The following is a 22142-nucleotide window of genomic DNA, read 5'->3' as shown; positions in this document are numbered from 1 at the left end:
CCAGCCGGAGACCGTGGCCCCCTGCGGTCGGCCGCCGCGCACGAACGGCGGGAAGCCGGGGTACCCGGCATCGGCCGGCGCGTCCTCGGCGGTGTACAGCGGACGGGCACGGAGCCCGTCCTGGAGCTGGGTGGTGAGCGCGTCCTCTGCCTGCTCGCCGGTCACGTGCTGCGAACCGGATTTGCGCAGGACGCCTTCGACAAGGCGCTGCCACTGCTCACGGGTCGCATCAGGGAACTCGGCGGCCAGAGGAAGCCCTTCGGGCAGGACCGTCATGAGGAGAGGTTAAGGGCCGTTAGCATCGCCGCAGCAGAGGACGCGGGTGTGATCTCCCACTCGTTGCACTTCACGCCCTGTGAGGTGTCGCACACAGCCGGCGGAGCCCGTCGGCCGGCCCCTGTTTCGGCGGTGCCGGAAGCGGTGAGAAGGGGAGGAGCGGCACGGCGGGCCGGCCCCGGGCAGTGCCGCGCGACACCTGGGCCGTACCCGCCCGCCGCCGGCTGACGGGCGCTCACGCCCTTCCACCGTACGGCGGGGGCTCGACGGGCGGGCCCGTGATCCAGCAGGGTGAGGACATGAACAGCAGCGTGCGGACGGCGGGCGGTCCCGTCACGGGCCGGCGGCGCCGGCTCCGCTTCGCCGGACCCGGCCAGGCCCGGGCCGGCCGGGAGTTCACCGCTGCGGCGCTCCGCGGCTGGGGCCTCGACGACGCCGGGGAGTTCGGGAACGACGTCCGCCTGGTCGTCTCCGAGCTCGTCGCCAACGCCTGCCGCCACGCCGACGGCGCGACCGGCCTGCTGCTCGTGCTCACCGACCGCACCCTGCGCATCGAGGTCGCCGACGAGGGCACCGGACTGCCGGAGCACCGCGCCCCGCACAGCCCCGCCCGGCCCGGCGGCCACGGGCTGCACCTGCTCGACCGGCTCGCCGTCTGGGGCGTCGCCCAGGCCACCGCCGGCAAGACCGTCTGGGCGGAGATCACCCTCCCCGCGCCGCCCGGCTGACCCTCCCTCCGGACGCTGCCGGAACCTCCGCGTGGAAACCGCGGCACCGGGTAGCCGAGCGGCGATCCCGCGACCGCGGGCACCGTGACCCCAGGAGGGGACCATGCCGCTGATCGGTGACGCGCCCGTCGTCCGCGAACCCGCCGCACCCCCCGCACCGGACGCCGCGCAGAAGGCCGTACGGCTGCGCCGCCGCCTGGAGCGCCTCATCGGCATCGCCGCCACCGAGGGCAACGCCCTGCACCCCCTGCGCAACGGCGACGAGATCTTCCCCGCCATGCTGGAGGCCGTGGCCGCCGCCGAACGCACCGTCGACATGATGACCTTCGTCTACTGGCGCGGCGCGATAGCCGAGCGTTTCGCCGAGGCACTGGCCGAGCGGGCCCGCGCCGGGGTGCGGGTGCGCCTGCTGCTCGACGGCTTCGGCGCCCGGCTCATCGAGAGCCGGCTGCTCGACCTGATGGCCGCGGCGGGCGTCGACATCGCCTGGTTCCGGCGGCCGCTCCGGCTCTCGCCGTTCAAGCAGAACCACCGCTGCCACCGCAAGGTGCTGGTGGTCGACAGCCGGGTCGCCTTCACCGGCGGCGTCGGCATCGCCGAGGAGTGGTGCGGCGACGCCCGCGACGAGCGCGAGTGGCGCGACACGCACGTGCGGGTCGAGGGCCCGGCGGTCGACGGGATCGCCGCGGCCTTCGCCCAGAACTGGGCCGAGTGCCGGGAGGTGCTCTTCGACGAGGCCGACCTCTTCGACGGCCACCGCCCGGCCGGGAAGGCCGTGGTGCAGGTCGTCCGGGGCTCCGCGTCGGTCGGCTGGCAGGACCTGCAGACGCTGCTGCGCACCGTGCTGGAGTCGGCCGAGGAACGGGTCCGCCTGACGACGGCCTACTTCGTGCCGGACAAGTTCTTCGCGGGGCTGCTCGCCGCCACCGCCGAGCGGGGCGTGGAGGTCGAGATCCTGCTGCCGGGCCGGCACACCGACAAGCGGGTCTGCCAGGTCGCGGGGGAGCGCTACTACGAGCAGCTGCTGGCCGCCGGCGTGCGGATCCACCACTTCGATCCCACGATGATGCACGCGAAGATCATGACCGTGGACGGCGTGGCCGCGCTGATCGGCTCGTCCAACCTCAACCGGCGCTCGCTCCAGCACGACGAGGAGGTCGTGCTGACCGTCCTCGACGAGGGCTTCACCGCCGAGCTCGACCGCGACTTCGACCACGACCTCACGCGCAGCACCCCCATCGAGGAGTCGCGCTGGCGGCACCGCCGCAACCGCCAGGTGCTGCTGGAGCTCCTGACGGCGCCCGTCCGCCGCTTCCTCTGAACGCCCGGCCGGGGCCCTCGTCCCCGGGGGCCCCGGCAGGGCCGCCAGGGCTCGGGCAGGGGCTCGGCGGGCAGGGCTCGGCGGGCGGGGCTCAGGCGGCCGCCGGACCGGCCACCGGGCCCTCCAGCCGGATCGTGGCGTGCACGATCTTGCCCGGCCGGGCGGTGCGCACCCCCCACTCCTGGGAGACGGCCTGCACCAGCGCCAGCCCCCGGCCGGACACCGCGTCGGGATCGGGACCGCGCAGCACCGGGCTGCCGGAGCCGCCGTCCTGCACCTCGATGCGCAGGCTGTTCCCGGCGACGCGCAGCCGCAGCCGGACGGGCGGGCCGCCGTGCCGGAGCGCGTTGGTGACGAGTTCGGACACGGCGAGCTCGGCGTCCGCGACCGCCTCGGCGACGTCCGCGCAGTCCCCGCCCGCGCAGTCCCCGCCCGCGCCGTCGTCGGCTCCGGCGTCCGCACCGCGCAGGGCGGCGTCGACCGTCCGGCGCACCAGCGTCCGGGCCGCGTGCGGCGCCCACGGTGCCGCCGGCACCGCCACCGCGACCGCGACCCGGCGGGCCCGTTCCTTCCCGGTCATCCCGATCACCTTCCCGTTGTGTGCGAGGTCTCCTCGGAACTCTGCTTGCCGCGTTCCGGGGCCTCACACGTACGCGGGCCGGGATGCGTCAGGGGCGCCAGCCGAGATGGAGGATGGCCAGGTCGTCGGAGTGCCGGCCGCGGTTGAGCGAGTCGGCCCGCAGCACCAGGTGGTCGAGCAGCCGGTCGGCCGGCAGCGGGCCGGCCGCGCCGATCAGCCCCAGCAGGCCCTCGGTGCCCAGGCGTTCGCGGCCCTCGTCGACGTGACCCTCGATCAGCCCGTCGGTGAACATCATCAGCGCGCCGTCCGCGGGCAGCCGCAGCCGGGTCGCCTCCCACTTGCCGAAGCCCGGCAGCATGCCGAGGGCGATGCCGTGGGCGGTCTCGGCGGCCTCCCAGCCCGTCCCGGTGCGCAGCAGCGGCGCGTGATGGCCCGCCAGGTGCACGGTCGCCGTGGTCAGGTCCGCGGAGAGGGTCAGGGTCGTGCAGGTCGCGAAGACGTCCGGTCTGGTCCGTTCGGCGACCAGCACCTCCTCCAGCAGGGCCAGCAGCTCGGTGTCGCGGTGCCCGGCGAGGGTGAGGGCGCGCCAGGTGATGCGCAGGCACACCCCGAGGGCGGCCTCGTCGGGGCCGTGCCCGCTCACGTCGCCGATGAGGGCGTGCAGGCGGCCGTCGGCGGTCTGCACGACGTCGAGGAAGTCGCCGCCGAGCAGGGCCCGTTCGCGGCCGGGCAGGTAGCGGCTGGTCACCTCCACCGCGGTCGAGGTGAGCAGCGGGGCGGGCAGCAGGCCGCGCTCCAGGCGGGCGTTCTCCTCCGCACGGATCTGGTTCTCGCGCAGTTCGGCGGTGGCCCGTTCGGCCTGCTTGCGGTGCACGGCGTAGCGCACCGCCCGCTGCAGCAGCTGCGCGTCGACCAGGCCCTTCACCAGGTAGTCCTGGGCGCCGGTGGCGACCGCCCGGGAGCCCGCGCCGGCGTCGACCAGGCCGGTCAGCACGATGACGGCCGCGCGGGGCGACGCCTGCTGCACGGCCGAGACCCCGCCGATGCCCGAGGCGTCGGTGAGGTGCAGGTCGAGCAGCACGCAGTCCGCCCGGTGGGCGGCGAGGTGCGCCTGGGCGGCGGCCATGGTGGTGCGGTGCACCAGCGTGTAGCGGAGGTCGGTGTCGGCGAGCATCTCCTCGACGAGGAGGGCGTCGCCGGGGTCGTCCTCGACGAGCAGCACCCGGTAGTGCTCCTCCTCGGGTGCGCTGCGCTGCGGCGGGGCGGCCGGGGCACGGTGCACCTGCGCGGGCAGCGTGCGGTCGCCGGGGATCACCGGAGCACCCCCTTCGCGAGGGCGGCCGTTCCGTCCGCGGTGCTGGCGGGCTGCGGGTCGTCCGCCGTGTCGTCCCGCACGGGCAGGGTGAAGACGATGCGGGTGCCGGGGGTGTGCCCGCGGTCGATGCCGATGGTGCCGCCGTGGAACTCGACGATCTTCTTGCACATCGCCAGCCCGATGCCGTTGCCCGGGTAGGCGTCGCGGGTGTGCAGGCGCTGGAAGATGACGAACACCTTCTCCTCGAACTCCGGCGCGATGCCGATGCCGTTGTCGGACACGGCGACCTCCCAGTTCCGCCCGGCCCGGCCGACCGAGACGTGGACCTTCGGCGGGCGGTCGGGGGAGCGGAACTTCACCGCGTTGCTGACCAGGTTCTGCAGCAGGATGCCGAGCTGGGTGCGGTCGCCCTCCACCGTCGGCAGCGGGTCGTGCGTCACCACGGCGCCGGCCTCCTCCACCTGCACGCCGAGGGCGTCCTCGGTGGAGCCCAGCAGGGCCTCCAGGTCGACCGTCGCGTGGCTCTTGTGGACGCGGCCCACCCGGGAGAACTCCAGCAGGTCGTTGATGAGGGTCTGCATGCGGTTCGCGCCGTCCACCGCGAACGCGATGTACTGCCGGGCCCGGTCGTCGAGCTGCTCCGCGTAGCGGCGCTCCAGCAGCTGGCAGAAGCTCGCCACCTTGCGCAGCGGCTCCTGGAGGTCGTGCGAGGCGACGTAGGCGAACTGCTCCAGCTCCGCGTTGGACCGCTGGAGGTCCGCCGTCTGCTCGGCGAGCCGGGCCCGGGCGCGGTCGGCGGAGGCGATCTCGTCGACCAGCCGGTGCCGCATCGCCTCGACGCTGCGGGCGAGCCTGCGCAGATCCTCCGGGCCGGTCGCGCCGATGGCGTGGTCGAAGTCGCCGCCCGCGACGGCGTCGGCGTCCTCGTTGAGCCGGCCGAGCGGGCCCGTCACCCCGCGGCGCATCGCCTCGAACACGAGGACGGCCAGGGCCAGGATCACCGCGGCGATCGAGCCGAAGACGACGTTGCGCTGCGCGCGGACGTCGTCGAGGGCCCGCCGGTCGTGCACCCGGTCCTCCCGGAGGCCCGCCTGCAGCCGGCCGGTGGCCGTGCGCACGGCGTCGAACGACCGCTTGGCCTCCTCCGCGGAGCTGCCGCTCACGGCGACCGGGGCGCCCGGCGGTGCGGACGCCACCGGGGCGGCCACCTGCCGCTGCCACGCGCCGGCGGCCCGCTGCAGCGCGTCCAGGCTCGCCGCGGCGTCGTCGTCACCCGCCAGGAGGCCGCGCAGCGTGCCCTCCTCCTGCCGCTGGGCGGCCAGCCCCAGGGTGTACGGCTCCAGGAACTCGGCACGGCCGGTCAGGCTGTAGCCGCGAATGCCGGACTCCTGGTCGACGAGCGCGGTCTCCAGGCGGCCGGCGGCGATCAGCGCGGGGGAGGTGCGGTCGACCAGGCGGGTGTTCACCTCGCCGGAGTGCACGAACGTGGCCGCACCCAGCCCGCTCAGCGCGGCGAGGACGGCCAGCGCGACCGTGACGCCCACCCGCAGCCAGCGGCGGGTCGTCCATCTCCGCCGGCCGGCGGAGGACGTGTGGGGGTGACGTGCGTCACCGATGCCGCCGGCATCCGCACCCGAGGACTGGGCCACAGCCGTTCGCCTTCCGATCGTCGCTCGCCCCGGGCCCGGGTGCGAGACCCCCGCCGCCCGGTCCGGCGGCGCACCACACGTTAGCGTCTCGCCCGACGGCGCTTGTCGGGCGAGACTGTCGATCAATAGAGTTGCCGTATGCCGGGTACCCGCATCGCTCGTGTTCTCACGGGTCGTCCCGGGGAAAAGACCGGCGGCGGCGTTCCGGCTCGTCGGTGCCCCGCACGGCGCCGTCCGGGACGGGCCGTCCGACGCCGCCCCTCCGTGGCCCGGCAGGCCGGTGCCCCACCGCCGTCGGGGTGAGGACCCCCGTGCGCCGCCCGACGACCTCGGCCCCCGAACACCGGAGCAGACACATGACCGCCGCCGTGCCTTCCGTCCCCTACCGCGTACTGCTCGTCGAGGACGACGCCGCGGACGCCATGCTCATCGAGGACGCGCTCCTCGACGGCGGTGCCGTCCGAACCATCAGCCAGGTCTCCGACGGCATCGCCGCCCTCGACCACCTCCGCTCGGAGGACGAGGCGCGGCCCGACCTGATCGTCCTCGACCTCAACATGCCGCGGATGAGCGGCACCGAGCTGCTGTCCGTGCTGAAGAACGACGACGACCTGAAGACCATCCCGGTCGTCGTCCTCACCACCTCCGCCGCACCCGACGACGTGTCGACGGCCTACCGCCGGCACGCCAACGCGTACGTCACCAAGCCGGTCAACCTCGACGACTTCACCCGCGCCGTCCGCAGCATCGAGACGTTCTACCGCGAGACGGCGGTGCGCCCCGCGGAGTGACCGCGCCCGGTCCGTGCGTGCCGACCGGGCGCCGCAGCCACCCCGACGGACCGTCCCGCATGTGTGGAACCCGCGGGACCGGGCAGACGCGGTGTCGACCGCGGCCTCCCGGCCGCGCGAGAGAGGAGCCGGCCATGAGTGGCAGCGACAAGGTGCAGAACGTCGCGCAGAAGGCGAAGGGCAAGGCCGAAGAGGCGGCCGGCAAGGCCGTCGGCAACGAGCGACTCACCGCCAAGGGCAAGGCCGATCAGACCGGCGCGGACATCAAGCAGGCCGGTGAGAAGGTCAAGGACGCCTTCAAGGGCTGACACGCGGCAAGGGCGGGGCGTCACCGGCTGCGGTGGCGCCCCGCCGCCGTGCCCGGCCTCCCCCGGCCCCCGGCGGCCCCGCCACCTCGCCCGGCTGCGGGCCGCCCTCCGGGCGTCCGCGGCGCAGCACGGCTGCCGGATCGTGGCGGTCGGCGCGACACCGTTCGGCACCGGCGGGCCCGTGCCCGTCACCTGCGGCGCGCGCCACCGGACCGCCCGCCGAGGGCAACGGCGCCGACCGGCAGCGCGCCCGGTACGCCGGGGGCGGCCGCGACGGCCTCACGGCGGGCCTGCTCGCCGCGGCGGTGACAGGATGAGCCCGGACCCGCCATGAACCGCCCGCCCGCCCCCGAAGGCCCGCCCCGGCAGCCCCGCCGGGCGGCCGGGGTGCTGCGCGCCGTGTGGCGGCGCGGCCGGCAGATCGAGCTGATGCACCGCTCGATGGCGTTCGCCGCCCTGTGCTTCGTCACCGTCGTGCCGCTCCTCGTGGTCGTCGCCGCCGCCTCGCCGACCAGCGGCGCCGGGATCGCCGACTGGATCGTCGACGGCCTCGGCCTCTCCGGGGCGTCCGCCCGCGCCGTGGACGACCTCTTCGTCTCCCGCCGCGAGGTGCTCAGCACCACCACCGCACTGAGCCTGGCCGCCCTCGCCGTCTTCGGCGTCTCGTTCCTCGGCGCCGTGCAGAACGCCTACGAGCGGATCTGGCTCCGGACCCCCGGCGCCTGGCACGCCGCCTGGCGGCAGGTCGTCGGCCTCGCCGCCCTCGTCGCGTACGTGCTCGCCGCGGCCTGGAGCCGCGTGCCGTGGCACGGCACCCCCGCCCAGCCCGCCCTCCAGCTCACCACCGCGCTCGGCGGCGGCGTGCTCTTCTTCTGGGGCCTGCAACGCCTGCTGCTCGGCTCCCGCGTGCCCTGGCGGGCCCTCCTGCCGGGTGCGGTCGCCACCGTGGCCGCCCTGGCCGGACTCCGCGCCTTCTCCCGGTACGTCTTCGCGCCCCTCATCGTCGCCAACGCGTTCTCGTACGGCGTGATCGGCACCGTGCTGGTGGTGCAGTCCTGGCTGATCGGCGTCGGCTTCTGCGTGTACGGCGGCGCCCTCGCCGGGCACGCCCTGCACGGCGCGGCCCGGGTGCCGCGGCGCCGCGGCCCGCGCTGATCCGCCGGTCCGGGGGCGTGAGCCGGGCCGACCGGGGCAGACGGCCGACCCACGGGCGAGCGACCGCGCCGCCCGCGACGGAGAGGGGACCACCGTGGCATCACTGCCGTTCGCCCGGGCCTCGCACGAGGGCCGGCCGTCCGCCGCCCCGGGCGGCCGGGACGCCCTGCGGGCCGCCGGCAAGGCCGGATTCGCCGCCCGCGGCGTCGTCTACGTCCTGGTCGGCCTGCTCGCCGCGGGCATCGCCCTCGGCCGGGAGGCCGACGAGGCCGACCGGCAGGGCGCCCTGCGGGAGATCGCCGCCCGGCCGTTCGGCACCGTCCTGCTGTGGCTGCTCGTCGCCGGGTTCGCCTGCATGACGCTGTGGCGGGCCTCCACCGCCGTCCGCGGCGAGGCCGGCGAGGCCGGCGGGAAGAAGACCGGCAAGCGGCTGCTCAACGCCGGCCGCGCCGTGTTCTACGCCACCGTCTGCTGGGGCACCGCCGCCTTCGCGCTCGGCAGCGGCGGGCAGTCCGGCAGCGACAGCAGCTCCAAGGACTGGACGGCCACCGCCCTCGGACTGCCCGGCGGCCGGTTCCTCGTCGCCGCCGCGGGTGCCGTCCTGGTCGGTGTCGGCGCGGGCATCGCCGTCCGCGCGGTGCAGCGGAAGTTCCTCCGCAAGCTGCGGACCGGCGGGATGGGCCGCCGCACCCGCCGCGCCGTCACCGCCAGCGGCATCGCGGGGAACACGGCCCGCGGCACCGTCTTCGCCGCCGCCGGGGTGTTCGTGCTGGTCGCCGCCGTGCGCTTCGACCCGGACCGGGCCAAGGGCGTCGACGACACCCTGCGCAGCTTCACCGGAACCCCCGCCGGACCGTGGCTGCTCCTCGCCGTCGCGCTCGGCCTGCTGCTCTTCGGCGTCTTCTCGCTGGCCTGCGCCCGCTGGCGCCGCACCTGACCCGCCCCCCCCAGCGCCCAGCGCCCAGCACCCCGCGCCCCGCGCCCACCGACCCCGGAGGCCCCCGCGTGTCCGTCCTCGTCCTGCTCCTCGCCCCGCTGCTCCTCGCCGGCATCCTCGCGCTCGGCGCGCTGCGCCGCCGAACGCCCCGCTACGGGGCCGCCGGGCCGACGTCCGTCGGCGCGACCCGGCGCCGCCTCGCCCGCCGGCACGCCCGGCCCGACGGCGCACGGCAGGACCGGCCCGCCCGCCCCTGAGCGGACGGCCACCCACGACCCGTACCGCACCGCCGGTGGCCCCACCGGCGACCGACCCACGGAGGACGCCCATGACCCGCCCCAGGATCGTCGTGGTCGGCGGAGGCTTCGCCGGCGCGGAGTGCCTGCACCGGCTCGAACGCCGGCTCGCCCCCGCGGACGCCGAGCTGACACTCGTCTCCCCGACCGACTACCAGCTCTACCTGCCGCTGCTGCCGCACGTCGCCTCCGGCATCCTCACCCCGCAGTCCGTCGCCGTGTCGCTCCGCCGCCGTCTGCGCCGCACCGGCATCGTGCCCGGCACCGCCGAGCACGTCGACCCGGCCGCCCGCACCGTCACCGTGCGCCCGCCCGCCGGCGAGCCCCGCACGCTGCCGTACGACCACCTGGTGCTCGCCGCGGGCAGCACCACCCGCACCTTCGACATCCCCGGCCTGACCGACCACGCCTTCGGCATGAAGACCCTCGCCCAGGCCGCCTACCTGCGCGACCACGTGATCGCCCAGCTCGACCTCGCCGCGGCCGCCACCGACGAGACCGAACGCGCCGCCCGGATGCGCTTCGTCGTGGTCGGCGGCGGCTACGCCGGCGTCGAGACCCTGGCCGCCCTGCAACGTCTCACCGCCGCCGCCACCGGCCGGTTCCCCCGGCTCGACCCGCACCTCCTCGCCTGGCACCTCGTCGACGTGGCGCCCGCCCTGCTGCCCGAACTCGGCGACCGGCTCGGCCGCAAGGCCCTCGACACGCTGCGCCGCCGCGGCGTCGAGGTCTCCCTCGGCACCTCCGTGCGCCGCGTCGCCCCCGACGCCGTGGAACTCACCGACGGCCGCACCCTGCCGACCCGCACGCTCGTCTGGACGGCGGGCGTCGCCGCGAGCCCGCTCGTCGCGACCCTGGGCACCGCGACGCTGCGCGGCCGGCTCGTCACGGCCGCCGACCTCACCGTGCCCGGCGCGGACGGCGTGCTCGCCGTCGGCGACGCCGCGGCCGTGCCCGACCTCGCGGTCGGCGGCGACGCCGTCACCCCGCCGACCGCCCAGCACGCGCAGCGCCAGGGCCGCGCCGCGGCGGACAACCTCGTGGCCCGGCTGCGCGGCGCCGCCCCGAAGCCCTACCGGCACCGTGACCTCGGCCTGGTCGTCGACCTCGGCGGCACCGAGGCCGTCGCGAAGCCGCTCGGCGTGGAGCTCTCCGGGCTGCCCGCGCAGGCCGTCGCCCGCGGCTACCACCTGCTGGCACTGCCCACCGTGACCGCCCGCACCCGGGTGCTGGTGAACTGGCTGCTCAACGCCACCACCGGCGACGACTTCGTACGCACCGGCCTGCAGCAGGGCCGCCCCGCGACGATCCCCGACTTCGAGCCCACCGGCCGGCCCGCACGGCCCCGGCCCGCGGAGCAGCCCCGGCAGGGGGAGCCCGTGGGGCCGTGACCGACCCGCCGGCCGGTGCGGGGCTCCCGGCCGGTGCGGCGGTCCGCCGTCCGGGGCGCGGCAGCCCGCATGATGCTGCGCAGCGGCGGGCCGCGATCCGCCCGCACCCTTCGGAAGGCGGAGCGATGACCACCCTGCACGACGTCCTGGCCGCGCACGTCCGCCCGGGCGGCCCGCCCGGCGCGGTGGCCCTGGTCGCCCGCGGCGACGCGGTGGAGGTGGCGGCCGTCGGCCGCACGGAGGCCGGCGGCCCGGTGCCGATGGCGCGGGACACGCTCTTCCGGGTCGCCTCGCTCACCAAGCCGGTCATGGCCGCCGCCGTGATGGTGCTCGTCGAGGACGGCACGCTCGCCCTGGACGCGCCGGTCGCCGAGTGGCTGCCGGAGCTCGCCGCGCCGAGGGTCGTCCGCACCCCGTCGTCGCCGGTCACCGACACGGTGCCCGCCGCCCGGCCGGTCACCGTGGCCGATCTGCTCACCTCCCGCGCCGGGTACGGCTTCCCCGCGGACTTCTCGCTGCCCGCGCTGGCGCCGCTCTTCGCCGAGCTGAAGCAGGGGCCGCCGCAACCGCAGGCCGTCGTGGCACCCGACGAGTGGACGGCGGTGCTCGCCCGCATCCCGATGCTGCACCAGCCGGGCGAGGCGTGGCTCTACAACACCTGCTCCGACATCCAGGGCGTGCTGGCCGCCCGGGCAGCGGGCCGCCCGCTGCCGGAGCTCCTCGCCGGGCGGCTGTTCGGGCCGCTGGGCATGGTGGACACCGGCTTCGCGGTGCCGCCCGCGGAGCTCGGCCGGTTCACCGGCTACTACCGGTCGGGACCGTCCGGCGGTCTCGACCGGGTCGACGGCCCCGACGGGCAGTGGAGCAGCCCGCCGGCGTTCCCCTCCGGCGCGGGCGGCCTCGTCTCGACCGTCGACGACCTGCACGCCTTCGCCCGGATGCTCCTCGCGGGCGGCGAGGCCGCCGACGGCCGGCGGCTGCTGTCCGCGGAGTCGGTGCGGCAGATGGCCACCGACCACCTGACGGCGGCGCAGCGGGAGGCCGGGTCGCTGTTCCTGGAGGGGCAGGGCTGGGGGTTCGGCGGGTCGGTCGACGTCGCCGCCCTCGACCCGTGGAACGTCCCGGGCCGCTACGGCTGGATCGGCGGCACCGGAACGGCCCTGCACGTCACGCCCGCGACCGGCGCCGTCTCCGTGCTGCTCACGCAGCTGGAGCTGGCCGGGCCGACGCCGCCCGCCGTGATGCGGGACTTCTGGCGGTACGCGGCGGCCGCCTGAGCGCCCCGCGGGCCCGGCCCGGGCCCGGCTCAGGCCGGGTCCGGCTCAGGCCGGGTCCGGGTCCGGCTCAGGACGGCCCGGCGAGGCCGAACAACCGCTCCAGGACGACCGCGACACCCTCCTCGTCGTGGCCGGGTGCCACCTCGTCGGCGACGGCCTTCAGCGCGGGGTGCGCGCCGGCCATGGCGACCCCGTACCCGGCCCACTCCAGCATCGGGGTGTCGTTGGGCATGTCGCCGAAGGCGACGGTGTCGAGGCCCCGCAGGCCGAGCCGCCGGGCCGCGAACGACAGCCCGGTGGCCTTGCTGAGACCGGCCGGGAGGATCTCGACCTCGCCCGGTCCCGCCGTCGTGATGCCGACGAGGTGCCCGGCGGCCTCCCGGGCGGCCGCGGCGAGCGCGTCCTCGCCGAGCCCGGCGCACTGGGCGTAGAACTTGCGCACCGGTTCCTCCCAGACCTCGTCGGCGTGCCGGGCGTGGACGACGGGCAGGCCGTCGGCCGGGTCCGGGCGGTAGCCGGGGGCGGCCACCACCCGGCCGTCCAGGCCGTCGCGGTCGGCGGCCAGCAGCAGCGGGCCGACCTCGGCCTCGATCCGGTCGACGGCGAGGCGGGCGAGCCGCCGGTCGAGGGTGACGGAGGCGAGCTGCCGGTGCGCGGCCGCGTCGTAGACCTGGCCGCCCTGCCCGCAGACGGCGAGGCCGGTGTAGCCGAGGTCGTCGAGCACGTGCCGGGTCCAGGCGACGGACCGGCCGGTGGCGACGACGTGCCGGGCGCCGCGCGCCGCGGCCCCGGCGAGGGCGGCCCTGGTCCGCGGGCCGACGGTGCCGTCGGAGCGCAGCAGCGTGCCGTCGAGGTCGGTGGCGATCAGGGCGAACGGCGGCCGGAGGATGCCGGGGGAGGTCACCGGGTCACCCGCCCGTGCTCCGGTAGTGGCGGAGGTTCCAGTTCCACAGCCGCTTGGAGCCGAGGAACAGCAGCAGGCACACCGCCGGCGACCACTCGGCGAGCCAGGCGCTCGGTCCGTGCTGCGGCGCCCGGTCGAGCAGGACGAGCACGGGGAGGTAGGCGACGAACGCGAGCGGCAGCACGAAGGTGAACACCCCGCGCAGGGCGGCCGGGAGGATCGACAGCGGGTAGTTGCCGATCGTCGCCATGATGTCGTCGATCCACTTGCCGACGCCGTGCGCGAACGGCGAGCGCAGCAGCAGCGCCGCCAGCGGCAGCTGCACGGCGGCCTCCAGGAAGACGCCGCCGACGATCGCCGCGCACAGGTAGAGCACGCGCGCGGGCGTCCAGTCGACCGGCGCGGACGACACCGCCATCGCGCAGACGGTGACGCCGACCGAGAAGTCGCCCAGGGCGTTGATGTTGAAGCGGCTGATCAGGATCTGTGTCAGCACCGACATCGGACGCAGGAAGTACCCCTCGACGCGGCCCTCCTCCACCAGCTCCAGCAGTGCGTCGGAGAGGTTGCCGAAGACCATCGTGAAGAGCCCGTGCGACATCAGCCGCATGCCGACGATCAGCAGCACGCCGCCCGCCGGGAAGTCGCCCAGGCCGTCGAAGCGCATGAGCAGCACCGCGGCGAAGGCGAGGGTGGAACTCTGCCACAGGATGCCGAAGACGATCTCGAACGCGAAGTCGCCCGGGTACTCCAGGCGGCCGCGGATGTTCACGGCGGTCGTTCTGAGCACGATCCGCGTGGTGCGCGCGGTGCGGGCGGCACGGCCGCGCCGTACGGGCTGCCGCGGGCCGTCGAGGGTGGTGGTCATGGCTCAGCCTCCTTGCGAGGTCACACGCCGGGCCGCGCGCGACCAGACGAACTTGGTCAGGACGGCGAGGGCGACGACCCAGCAGAGCTCGCGGACCAGCGTCGCGGGGGCGTCCGAGAGCGGGATCCGCCCGACGTAGAGGGAGATGGGGTCGTTGATCGTCGCCGCGAAGGGCAGCACGGAGGCCGTCGTCAGCAGCCAGCCGGGCAGGAACCACAGCGGCACGAAGACCCCGGAGAGGAGGTCCTGCACGAAGCCGTACATGCGGGTCAGGCCGGTGTTGGAGACCAGCCAGAACGTCGCGAGGTCGACGAGCTGGCCGAGGTAGTAGAGGATCATCTGGCCGAGCACCAGGCTGACCGCGAACACCGCGCCGACCGCGGCCGAGGCGGGCGGCCGGACGACGCCGGTGGCCAGCACGACGAGGTAGCCGAGCAGCGCCCAGGCGCCGCCGTACCCCATGTCGCCGATCGCGCGGAACATGTAGTAGCGGCCCGGGGAGATCGGGCGGAGGAACCAGTAGATGATGGTGCCCTCGCGGGTGCGCTGCGGCAGCGAGTCCTTCGAGACCATGCGGTTCGTCCACCGGATGCGGCCGATCAGGATCGCCAGCGTCGCGTAGCCGACCGCCTGGTCGACGTCGAGGCCCGCGACGGGGCCCCGGCCGGCGTACACCGCCGTCCACAGCAGGTAGTAGATGTACACCTGCACGCCGAGCATGAACGGCGCGAGGAAGAACCGGCCGCGGTAGGCGATCGTCTGGTAGAGCGGGACGATCCGCCAGATCCGCCAGGCGCGGCCGCTGCGGCCCGCCCGGGCGGCCGCGGCAGCGGGGGCGGGGGCAGGGGCGGGGGCGGTGGCGCTCATGCGAAGAGGCTTTCGTTCTCGGCCTCGTACGCGGCGCGCATCAGCTCCTCCAGGTCGGTCTCCTCGACGGTCAGCCCCACCACCGGGAACCGGGCGATCAGCGCCCGCACGACGTCCTCCGGGGTGTGGTCGCCCACCGGGGCGACCACCGCCTGCGTGCCCTCGTGCGACACCACCCGGGCGCCCGGCACCTCGACGCGGGCGACCGGCTCGCCGAAGGTGACGTGGACGACCCGCCCGGCGCCGTGCTCGCGCTTCATCTCGTCGAGGGTGCCGTCGAACATCAGCCGGCCGTGGTTGATCAGCAGGACGCGCTCGCACAGCCGCGCGACGTCCGTCATGTCATGGGTCGTCAGCACGACCGCCCGGCCGCGCTCGTGCACCTGCTGGAGCAGGAAGGCCCGGGTGCGCTCCTTCGCCACGACGTCCATGCCGATCGTCGGCTCGTCGAGGAAGAGGATCGCCGGGTCGTGCAGCACCGCCGCCGCCATGTCGCAGCGCACCCGCTGGCCGAGCGACATCAGCCGCACCGGGGTGTCCCAGAACTCCGAGATGCCCAGCACCTGGTCGACGTCGCGCAGCTGCCGGGCGTAGTCGGCGGCCGGGATGTCGAAGATGTCGCGGATCAGGCCGAAGGAGTGCCGGGCGGGCAGGTCCCACCACAGCTGGGTCTTCTGGCCGAACACCGCGCCGATGGAACGGGCGTTCGCCGAACGGTCCTTCTGCGGCACCCGGCCGTCCACCCACACCTCGCCGGAGGTCGGGGTGAGGATGCCGGTGAGCATCTTGATCGAGGTCGACTTGCCGGCGCCGTTCGGCCCGAGCAGGCCCACCAGCTCGCCGCGGCCCACGGAGAGCGACAGGTCGCCGACCACGGTGAGCTCGTCGCGCGCCCGGTCGACGAGCGAGCGGACCGCGGCGAAACGCCCGGTCACCGGGCGCCTGACCCGGTACGTCTTCGTCAGGCCGCGGGTCACGATCGCGGCGGATGTGTCGGGCATTCCTGGTCCCTTCGAGTGCGGAGCCGGACGGGATCGTCCGTCGGTACGTCAGCGCGCGTACAGCGAGCTCAGGGTGGGGATGTCCGGCAGCGCGTCCGGAAGGCCCGGGTGCTCGACGGCGGCCAGACCGGTCTCCCAGGCCTCGCACGCCTCCCCGGCCGGGCCGGGCAGGGCGCCGGGCCCGGGGGGCTGTCTGTCGACGCCGTCCCAGGTGAGACCGTGGAACGGCAGGCCGAGCCGGGCGCAGACCGAACGCACGGCGCTCTCCGCGGCGAGCGGCGCGAGCGTCAGCTTCGACGGGCTCGTCACCACCACCCGTCCGCCGAGGAAGTCGCGGCTGAACTCGTGCGCCACCGTGCCGCTGCTCGGCAGCAGGCCCGACTTGACGGCCGCGTACCCCGACACCGCCCGGACCTCCGCCAGCACCGGCGCGTCCACCACCCGGCGCAGCGTCGTCAGCAGCCGGTGCGCCCACCACCCGGCGAGCTGCCGGGGGTCGCCGTGGCCGCCGTCGAACGACTGGAAGTCGGAGACCAGCCAGGTCGTACCCGCCGGGTGCCCCGTACGGCTGGCCAGGAACAGGCCGTGCTCCTCCCGCTCCGGGAAGACCGCGCCGACCACCGGCAGCGCACCGCGCAGCACCAGCATGAACGACTTGCGGCAGTACACGACCGGCGGCAGGCCCGACCGTGCCAGCAGGGCCGGCGATCCGGCACCCGCCGCGACGACCACGGCCCGGCCGTGCACGGTGACGGCGGTGCCGTCCGGCCGGACGAGCTCCGCCCGGACGCCCGCCGCCTCCTCCGTGACCGCCGCGATCCGGCCCGGCACGGACTCCACGCCCGCGGCGGCGGTGCTCCGGCCCAGGCAGCGCAGGATGTGGCCGAAGTTGTAGGTGAGTTCGTCGCTGCGGAAGCACGACGTGAAGCCCGGCCCGAGCCAGCCGGGGGCCCGCACCGGCCGGACCGGCAGCCCGGAGGCCTGCCAGTACCGTTCGGCCCGCAGCCGGGCCGCCTCGTTGGAGAACGCCACCGTCGCCCCCGGCGTCTCCGGCGTCAGACCGGCCGTCAGCTCGCCCCAGTGCGCGCGGGCGCGCCGGAACAGCGCCGGGAGCTGCGGCTCGTCCGGCCCGTACGCGTAGCCCTGGTGCAGGTAGCCGTGAGACTGCCCGGACTGCCCGCCGCCCAGCCGGTGCTGCTCGACGAGGAGCACGTCGAGCCCGCGCCCGGCCAGCGCGAGGGCCGTCAGCACACCGGCCATGCCGGCCCCGGCGACGACGACGTCCGTACGGAGCGCCGCGGGTCGCCCCGGCGCGGCCGGACGCCCCTCAGCGGACGACATCGAGCGACTCCACCAGTCCCGACGCCTCGGAGATCCGCAGGCGCCACCGCGCGCCGTCCGCGGTCTCCAGCAGCAGACCCGCCGGGCCGTCCGGCACGGCGGAGCGCAGCGGACCGAGCCCGGCCAGCAGCAGCCGCTCCCGCGAGCCGGCGGACGGCGCCACGACGTCGCCGGTGGCGAGGTCGACCCGGACGTCGATGAAGAGCGGGACCGCGACCTCCGCGGTGCTAGGCGGCATCGTCGTCCTCCCCGAGGAGTGCCAGGGCGGCGAGCGTCGCGGAGTCCTGGATGCCGCCGCGGCGCGCCAGGGCGAGCAGCTCGCGGCGGGCGAGCACCCGGACCGCCAGCCCCGCCTCGAACGGGTCGTCACCGGCCGGGCCGCCCGCTCCGGCTGCTCCGCCGGTCACCTCGGCCGCGCCGGTCACCTCGGCCGCGCCGGTCACGTCGGTCACGCCGGGCGGCCCGGCCGCCTCGGCGGTGAACACGTGGCAGGAGGTGGTCGCGAAGCCGCTGCTCTCCGCGAACGAGCCGCGGTGCCGCAGCCCGGTCACGTGCAGCCCGGTCTCCTCCAGCGCCTCCCGGCGCGCGGCCTCCTCCGGCGACTCGCCCGCCTCGATCCCGCCCTGCGGGAACTCCAGCCCCGGCACGCCGCCGAACGTCGGCCGCTGCAGCTCGACGAGGACCAGGCCGCCGCCGCGGCGCACGACCACCAGCACCGAGTCGGGCTTGCTGACCATGTAGTAGGGGTGCAGCCCGCCCGCCGGGTCCTCGTACCGCCGGCACACCACGGAGAACCACGGGTTGCGGTGCACGGTCTCGCTGTCGATCTCTCGCATGGCGGGCCGGCTCACGCCAGAGGGGTGAGGTAGGTCTTCGCGAGGGCGTGCTCGCCGCGGCACAGCCGGGCGTACTCCTCGGCGAGGGCGCGGGCGCAGGCGGCGCCCGGTCCGTGGCCGGCGGGGACGCCGTCGACGGTGTCGACCGGCCGCAGGCCCATCAGGGTGCCGGCCAGCAGCACCTGGCTGCCGTGGAGCTCCTCGCGCAGCACGCCGCGCTCGGAGACGGCGTAGCCGAGGCCGCGGGCGAGGTCGAGGACGATCCGCTTGGTGATCGAGTCGAGGACACCGGTGTCGACCGACGGCACGAGCACCTTCCCGTCCCCGACCAGGAGGATGGCGGCGCCGTCCGCCTCGGCGACGTTGCCCCGGTCGTTGAGGATCAGCACGTGCTCGACGCCCCGCTCCAGCCGCTCACGCTCGAACACCCGGAAGTCCAGGTACGAGCCGCCGGACTTCGCGCCGGCGCCGATCGGGCCGCCGAACCGCCGGTGGCTGCTGACGACCGCCCGCACCAGCGGCGGGCCGCCCGGCGCGTACGGGAAACCGCCGATGTACATCGCGCCCTCGCTGTCGGCGGCGAGGGTCGAACGGCCGCGCGCCGCGTAGAACGTGGGGCGCAGGTAGACGTCGGTGCCGGGCAGCTCCCGGGCGACCGCGGCGAGCGCCGCGCGGACCTCCTCCGCCGAGGCGGGCGCCGGGATGTCGGCGGTCCGCGCGGACCGGAAGAGACGCTCCAGGTGCTCCTCCCCGGCGAGGACGCGGTGCTGCTGCTCCGCGTCGTCCCAGAAGGCCGTGACGCCCTCGAAGACGTTGGCGCCGCGCAGCGCCAGTTCGTCCCAGACGTGGACCCGCGCGTCCTCCCACGGCACGCAGGCCCCGTCGAACCACATGATTCTCTTGCCCATGGCTCCACACCTCGGTGTCCGGGGCAGGCAGCGCCGTGCCCCCAGGGGATTCGGTCAGTGTTCGTCGTCGTGCGGCGGCAGCAGGCGGACCCTGCCGATGTCGAGGCGGGCCCGGCCCTCCGTCCACAGCTGGAAGGGCACGTCGACGTGGTCGAACTCCATGCCCTCCGCGGCGAGTTCGGCGAGCGGGAACTCCAGCGTCGTCCACTCGCCGAACGGCTGCGCGCGCAGCCGTCCGGCGATGTCCAGCGCGGGCTGCTGCGGGTAGTCGTCGTGACAGGCCAGGTGGAACGGCCCCGTCGGAGGCTCGACCACCCGCACGTCGAGGGCCAGCCGGCCGCCCGCCGCGACCAGGCCGCGCAGATCCCGGTGGCTCCCGTCGCGGGACTGCGTGTAGACGAAGGTGCGGGTGCCCTTGAACGACAGCGACAGCGCACCGCAGCCCGAGGGGTGGCTCGCCGGCTCGGCGGAGACGAACGGGGTCGTGGTGCTCCGCCCGCAGGGCAGCTCCCGGGGACCGTGGTCGGTCGCACGGACCCGCAGCACGTACGCGAGATCCCCGGCGGGGCCCAGCTCGACCGGCGCGGTGAGACCGTGCGGCACGCCGGGCCCCGCGTCGTCCGCACCGTCCTCGTCCGGCGGCAGCGCGCCCAGCCGGGTGCCGGCCCCGTCGCCGCGCAGCGTCAGGCCGTGGCCGTACGGGAACAGCGGCTCGTCCGGACCGGTCGGCGCGCTCTCGCCCTCCGGCACCTCGTGGCCGGGGATGTGACGCGGCGTCCGGTTCACCGCGGCCGCGTGCCGCCGGCGCGGCCAGCCGAAGGCCAGCCGCCCCTGGAAGTCGTACGCCCCGGCGCCGTCGGCCGCCGCGAAGAGGAGGTCCGCGATGCCCGTGGCGTCCGGGCCGGGCAGCCACGCGGCGACGAACGCGTCGGAGAGGTTGATCTCCTCGGTCGTGTAGAGCGGCCGCCCGCTGTACATCACCGTGACGACCCGCACCCCGGCCGCCCGCAGCCGCCGCAGCGTCTCCAGGTCACGGGCGTAGGACGGCTTCAGCGCCGCGTACGCGATGCTGCGCCACGGCCTGATGCTGCCGAACATCTCCGCGTACGCGTCCTCGCCGAGCACCACCACGGCGACGTCGTGCGCCGCCGGGTCCGCGTGCTCCAGGAACGGGTCGACCGTGCACCGGTCGGCGCCGACGACCTCCGCCACCGCGGTCGCGAGGGTCGCGCCGCCGGGGAAGTCCTCGATGCCGATGTCGTCGCCCTGCCAGGTCACGGTGTAGCCGCCGGTCTGCTTCTGCACGGCGTCGGCCGCGCCGCCCGTCACCAGCACCCGCGCGGTGCGGGGGAGCGGCAGCGCACCGTCGTCGTTCTTCAGCAGCACCAGCGACTTGCGGACGGCCTCACGGGCCAGCTCCCGGTGCGCGGGCGCGCCGAGCACCGCCGCGTCGCCCGCCAGGGAACGGTCCTGCGGGCGCGGCTTCTCCCACAGCCCGGCGCGCAGCTTGACCCGCAGCACGCGCAGCACCGCGTCGTCGACCCGCTCCATCGGGATCGCGCCCGACCGGATCTCGGCGAGCGCCGCCCGGTGCACGGCCTGCCACTTCTCCCGCGTCGAGATCATCAGGACGTCGACGCCCGCCCGGATGACGTTGCCGGCCTCGCCGTCGCCGCACCCCTCGACGTACGGGTGGGCGTCCCAGTCGCCGATGACGATGCCGTCGAAGCCCAGGGCGCCCTTCAGCACGTCCGTCAGCAGGTAGCGGCTGCCGTGCATCCGGGGTTCGCTGCGCCCGGATCCCTCCCAGCCGCTGTACGAGGCCATGACGGACTGCGCGCCGGCCTCGATGCCGGAGAAGAAGCCCATCGCGTGGACGTTGCGCAGCACGTCCTCGGTGCAGCGGGCGATGCCGCGGTCCTCGCCCTCGAAGGTGCCGCCGTCGCCGACCCAGTGCTTGACGCACGCGAGCACCCGGGTGTCGGAGCGGAGCCCGTCGGTGTCGCCCTGCAGGCCCTCGACCATGGCGCGGGCGTACTGGTGGACGATCTCCGGGTCCTCGGAGTACCCCTCGTAGTGGCGGCCCCAGCGGCGGTCGCGCGGGGTGGTGACGGTGGGGGCGAACGTCCAGTCCATGCCGGTGGCGACGATCTCGCGGGCGGTGGCCTCGCCGATCCGGCGGATCAGCTCCGGGTCGCGGGCCGCGCCGAGACCGATGTTGTGCGGGAAGACGGTGGCGCCGTACACGTTGTTGTGGCCGTGCACCGCGTCGGTCGCCCACATGAAGGGGATGCGGAACGGCCGGTCGCGGAAGGCCTCCTCGGACGCCTCCCAGAACGCGCCGACCGTCTCGGCCCACTCCCGTGCGCCGGCCCGCCGGTTGCCGCCGGGCCACCGGCCGGCGCCGTTCAGCGCGGAGCCGATGCGGTAGGTCCGCACGTCGTCGGCGGTCAGCTCGACGAGGTCCGGCTGGATCATCTGCCCGAGCTTCTCCTCGGTGGTCATCTGCGCGAGGATGCCGAGCGCGGCCTCCTCGACGGCCGGATCCCGGGGGACGTCCGACTGCAGCGCGGGCCATTCCGGAAGGTGGTCGAGCCGGATCACATGATCCTCCGTGACGTGCGGATCCGAGGACGGGTGGTCGTGCGCGGGTGCCGCGCCGGGTGCGGGTGCGGGTGCGGGTGTGGTGCGGGTGAGCACGGCCGGGCACCGGGTGGCGCGGGCCGGGCCGGGCCGGTGCGGTCGGTGCGGGTGCCGCAGGGCGGTGCGTGCGGGTCGCGCAGGCGGTACGGCGGTACGGGCGGTACGGGTGCGTGGCCGGCGGTAAGGAGAGCGCTCTCCGGTCCGCGCTGAACTTTTGCACCCGCCTGAAGGGCTGTCAACCCTGATACGGGGCCGGGTGCGGGGTGGAATTCCCAGGCCGGGGGCCCTGTTCCCGGGCCTTCCGAGGGTGTAGGGGAGAGCGCTCTCCTCTTGGTGCCCCCTTGTGTCGCGGGGTGCCGCCGCGCCCCGCGCGCGCCCGGCGCGCATACCGGGTCCGGCTCTTCCGGGAGGGGCGGGGGAGGTCGGAGTCGTGCCCCCATCCTCTTGACGGTGGCTTTTCTCACAGGTTAAATCATGGCTCGAAGTAACTCGGCGGGCCGCAAATCCGCCCGCCGGGAGTCTTCTTGATCAACCGTCAGCGACAGTGGTGCCGACCGGGCCGTCGGCAGATCGCCCCTGGTGGGGGGCGTGCACCGCCGACGACCGTCCCGTCCGCCCCGCCGTGCCGCCGTGCTGCGCGGCGCGTCCGGCGCCGGTGGATCCATCCCCCGAGCACCACCGACCGCCCGCGCGACGGCCCCCCGCCGCCGCGCCGTGCACCCCGGAGAGCTCGCAGGTGCGCACCCGCCC

22 protein-coding genes are annotated in these 22142 nt (G+C 75.6%); 9 read left to right on the top strand and 13 right to left on the bottom strand.

All coding sequences use genetic code 11. The features are described from left to right. Positions 1-276, bottom strand: a 276-nt coding sequence (locus SNE206_RS29400) for a methylmalonyl-CoA mutase family protein (protein WP_407916547.1), incomplete at its 3' end; no start/stop codon positions are given. A gap of 299 nt (positions 277-575) precedes the next feature. Here SNE206_RS29400 and SNE206_RS29395 point away from each other — a divergent pair. Further along, positions 576-1004, top strand: a complete 429-nt coding sequence (locus SNE206_RS29395; RefSeq protein ID WP_407916546.1) for an ATP-binding protein — start codon at positions 576-578, stop codon at positions 1002-1004. 103 nt (positions 1005-1107) lie between these two features. After that, on the top strand, positions 1108-2325 hold the full coding sequence (locus tag SNE206_RS29390) for a phospholipase D-like domain-containing protein (protein ID WP_407916545.1): 1218 nt from the start codon (positions 1108-1110) through the stop codon (positions 2323-2325). 91 nt (positions 2326-2416) lie between these two features. On the opposite strand, the gene SNE206_RS29385 is transcribed toward SNE206_RS29390, so the two are convergent. From SNE206_RS29385 to SNE206_RS29375, 3 genes are all read right to left on the bottom strand, one after another. Further along, positions 2417-2905: an ATP-binding protein gene (locus tag SNE206_RS29385; protein ID WP_407916544.1), complete on the bottom strand. Its 489-nt coding sequence runs from the start codon at positions 2903-2905 to the stop codon at positions 2417-2419. Positions 2906-2993: 88 nt separating this feature from the next. Beyond that, positions 2994-4217: a PP2C family protein-serine/threonine phosphatase gene (locus SNE206_RS29380; RefSeq protein WP_407916548.1), complete on the bottom strand. Its 1224-nt coding sequence runs from the start codon at positions 4215-4217 to the stop codon at positions 2994-2996. After that, positions 4217-5869: a sensor histidine kinase gene (locus SNE206_RS29375; RefSeq protein ID WP_407916543.1), complete on the bottom strand. Its 1653-nt coding sequence runs from the start codon at positions 5867-5869 to the stop codon at positions 4217-4219. The genes SNE206_RS29380 and SNE206_RS29375 overlap by 1 nt, the downstream gene beginning before the upstream one ends. Before the next feature lie 356 nt (positions 5870-6225). Here SNE206_RS29375 and SNE206_RS29370 point away from each other — a divergent pair, with 356 nt between their 5' ends. The 7 genes from SNE206_RS29370 to SNE206_RS29340 all read left to right on the top strand — a co-directional run bounded on the left by SNE206_RS29370 (position 6226) and on the right by SNE206_RS29340 (position 12024). Continuing rightward, positions 6226-6660 (top strand): response regulator, encoded by a 435-nt coding sequence (locus SNE206_RS29370; RefSeq protein WP_407916542.1) that lies wholly within the window; start codon positions 6226-6228, stop codon positions 6658-6660. 134 nt (positions 6661-6794) lie between these two features. After that, positions 6795-6968: a CsbD family protein gene (locus SNE206_RS29365; RefSeq protein ID WP_407916541.1), complete on the top strand. Its 174-nt coding sequence runs from the start codon at positions 6795-6797 to the stop codon at positions 6966-6968. 330 nt (positions 6969-7298) lie between these two features. Further along, the gene (locus SNE206_RS29360; RefSeq protein ID WP_407916540.1) at positions 7299-8123 is read left to right on the top strand and encodes a ribonuclease BN; all 825 of its coding nucleotides are present in this window, start codon (positions 7299-7301) and stop codon (positions 8121-8123) included. Positions 8124-8217: 94 nt separating this feature from the next. Beyond that, positions 8218-9060 carry a DUF1206 domain-containing protein gene (locus SNE206_RS29355; RefSeq protein WP_407916539.1) on the top strand — a complete coding sequence of 281 codons (843 nt, stop codon included), beginning with the start codon at positions 8218-8220 and terminating at the stop codon, positions 9058-9060. Between the two features lie 68 nt (positions 9061-9128). Continuing rightward, positions 9129-9317 (top strand): hypothetical protein, encoded by a 189-nt coding sequence (locus SNE206_RS29350; protein ID WP_407916538.1) that lies wholly within the window; start codon positions 9129-9131, stop codon positions 9315-9317. A 71-nt stretch (positions 9318-9388) separates the two neighbouring features. Continuing rightward, on the top strand, positions 9389-10747 hold the full coding sequence (locus SNE206_RS29345) for an NAD(P)/FAD-dependent oxidoreductase (protein ID WP_407916537.1): 1359 nt from the start codon (positions 9389-9391) through the stop codon (positions 10745-10747). A gap of 125 nt (positions 10748-10872) precedes the next feature. After that, positions 10873-12024 (top strand): serine hydrolase domain-containing protein, encoded by a 1152-nt coding sequence (locus SNE206_RS29340; RefSeq protein ID WP_407916536.1) that lies wholly within the window; start codon positions 10873-10875, stop codon positions 12022-12024. Between the two features lie 67 nt (positions 12025-12091). Here SNE206_RS29340 and SNE206_RS29335 read toward each other — a convergent pair whose 3' ends face one another. The 9 genes from SNE206_RS29335 to SNE206_RS29295 are packed head-to-tail and all read right to left on the bottom strand — an operon-like array spanning position 12092 to position 21449. Then, a complete protein-coding gene (locus SNE206_RS29335) occupies positions 12092-12928 on the bottom strand; it encodes an HAD family hydrolase (RefSeq protein ID WP_407916535.1) in 837 nt (278 codons plus the stop codon). Positions 12929-12932: 4 nt separating this feature from the next. After that, positions 12933-13796: an ABC transporter permease gene (locus SNE206_RS29330; protein WP_407916534.1), complete on the bottom strand. Its 864-nt coding sequence runs from the start codon at positions 13794-13796 to the stop codon at positions 12933-12935. Between the two features lie 3 nt (positions 13797-13799). Then, positions 13800-14663 (bottom strand): ABC transporter permease, encoded by an 864-nt coding sequence (locus tag SNE206_RS29325; RefSeq protein ID WP_407916533.1) that lies wholly within the window; start codon positions 14661-14663, stop codon positions 13800-13802. Next, complete coding sequence (locus SNE206_RS29320) at positions 14660-15664, bottom strand: ATP-binding cassette domain-containing protein (protein ID WP_407916532.1); 1005 nt, start codon at positions 15662-15664, stop codon at positions 14660-14662. The genes SNE206_RS29325 and SNE206_RS29320 overlap by 4 nt, the downstream gene beginning before the upstream one ends. 48 nt (positions 15665-15712) lie before the next feature. Then, positions 15713-17005: an NAD(P)/FAD-dependent oxidoreductase gene (locus SNE206_RS29315; RefSeq protein ID WP_407916531.1), complete on the bottom strand. Its 1293-nt coding sequence runs from the start codon at positions 17003-17005 to the stop codon at positions 15713-15715. Next, a complete protein-coding gene (locus SNE206_RS29310; RefSeq protein WP_405010139.1) occupies positions 16992-17243 on the bottom strand; it encodes a hypothetical protein in 252 nt (83 codons plus the stop codon). The genes SNE206_RS29315 and SNE206_RS29310 overlap by 14 nt, the downstream gene beginning before the upstream one ends. Beyond that, positions 17233-17841, bottom strand: coding sequence for an NUDIX domain-containing protein (locus tag SNE206_RS29305; RefSeq protein ID WP_407916530.1), 609 nt, complete (start codon positions 17839-17841; stop codon positions 17233-17235). The genes SNE206_RS29310 and SNE206_RS29305 overlap by 11 nt, the downstream gene beginning before the upstream one ends. Positions 17842-17852: 11 nt before the next feature. Further along, a complete protein-coding gene (locus SNE206_RS29300) occupies positions 17853-18749 on the bottom strand; it encodes an aminotransferase class IV (protein ID WP_407916529.1) in 897 nt (298 codons plus the stop codon). Positions 18750-18803: 54 nt separating this feature from the next. After that, entirely contained in the window at positions 18804-21449 is a 2646-nt protein-coding gene (locus tag SNE206_RS29295) for a glycoside hydrolase family 3 N-terminal domain-containing protein (RefSeq protein WP_407916528.1), read from the bottom strand. Between the last annotated feature and the right edge of the window lie 693 nt (positions 21450-22142).

The organism is Kitasatospora sp. NE20-6 (genome assembly GCF_045862635.1).
The sequence above is the reverse complement of the archived record's forward strand: the minus strand, read 5'-3'. Positions and strand labels throughout refer to the sequence as shown.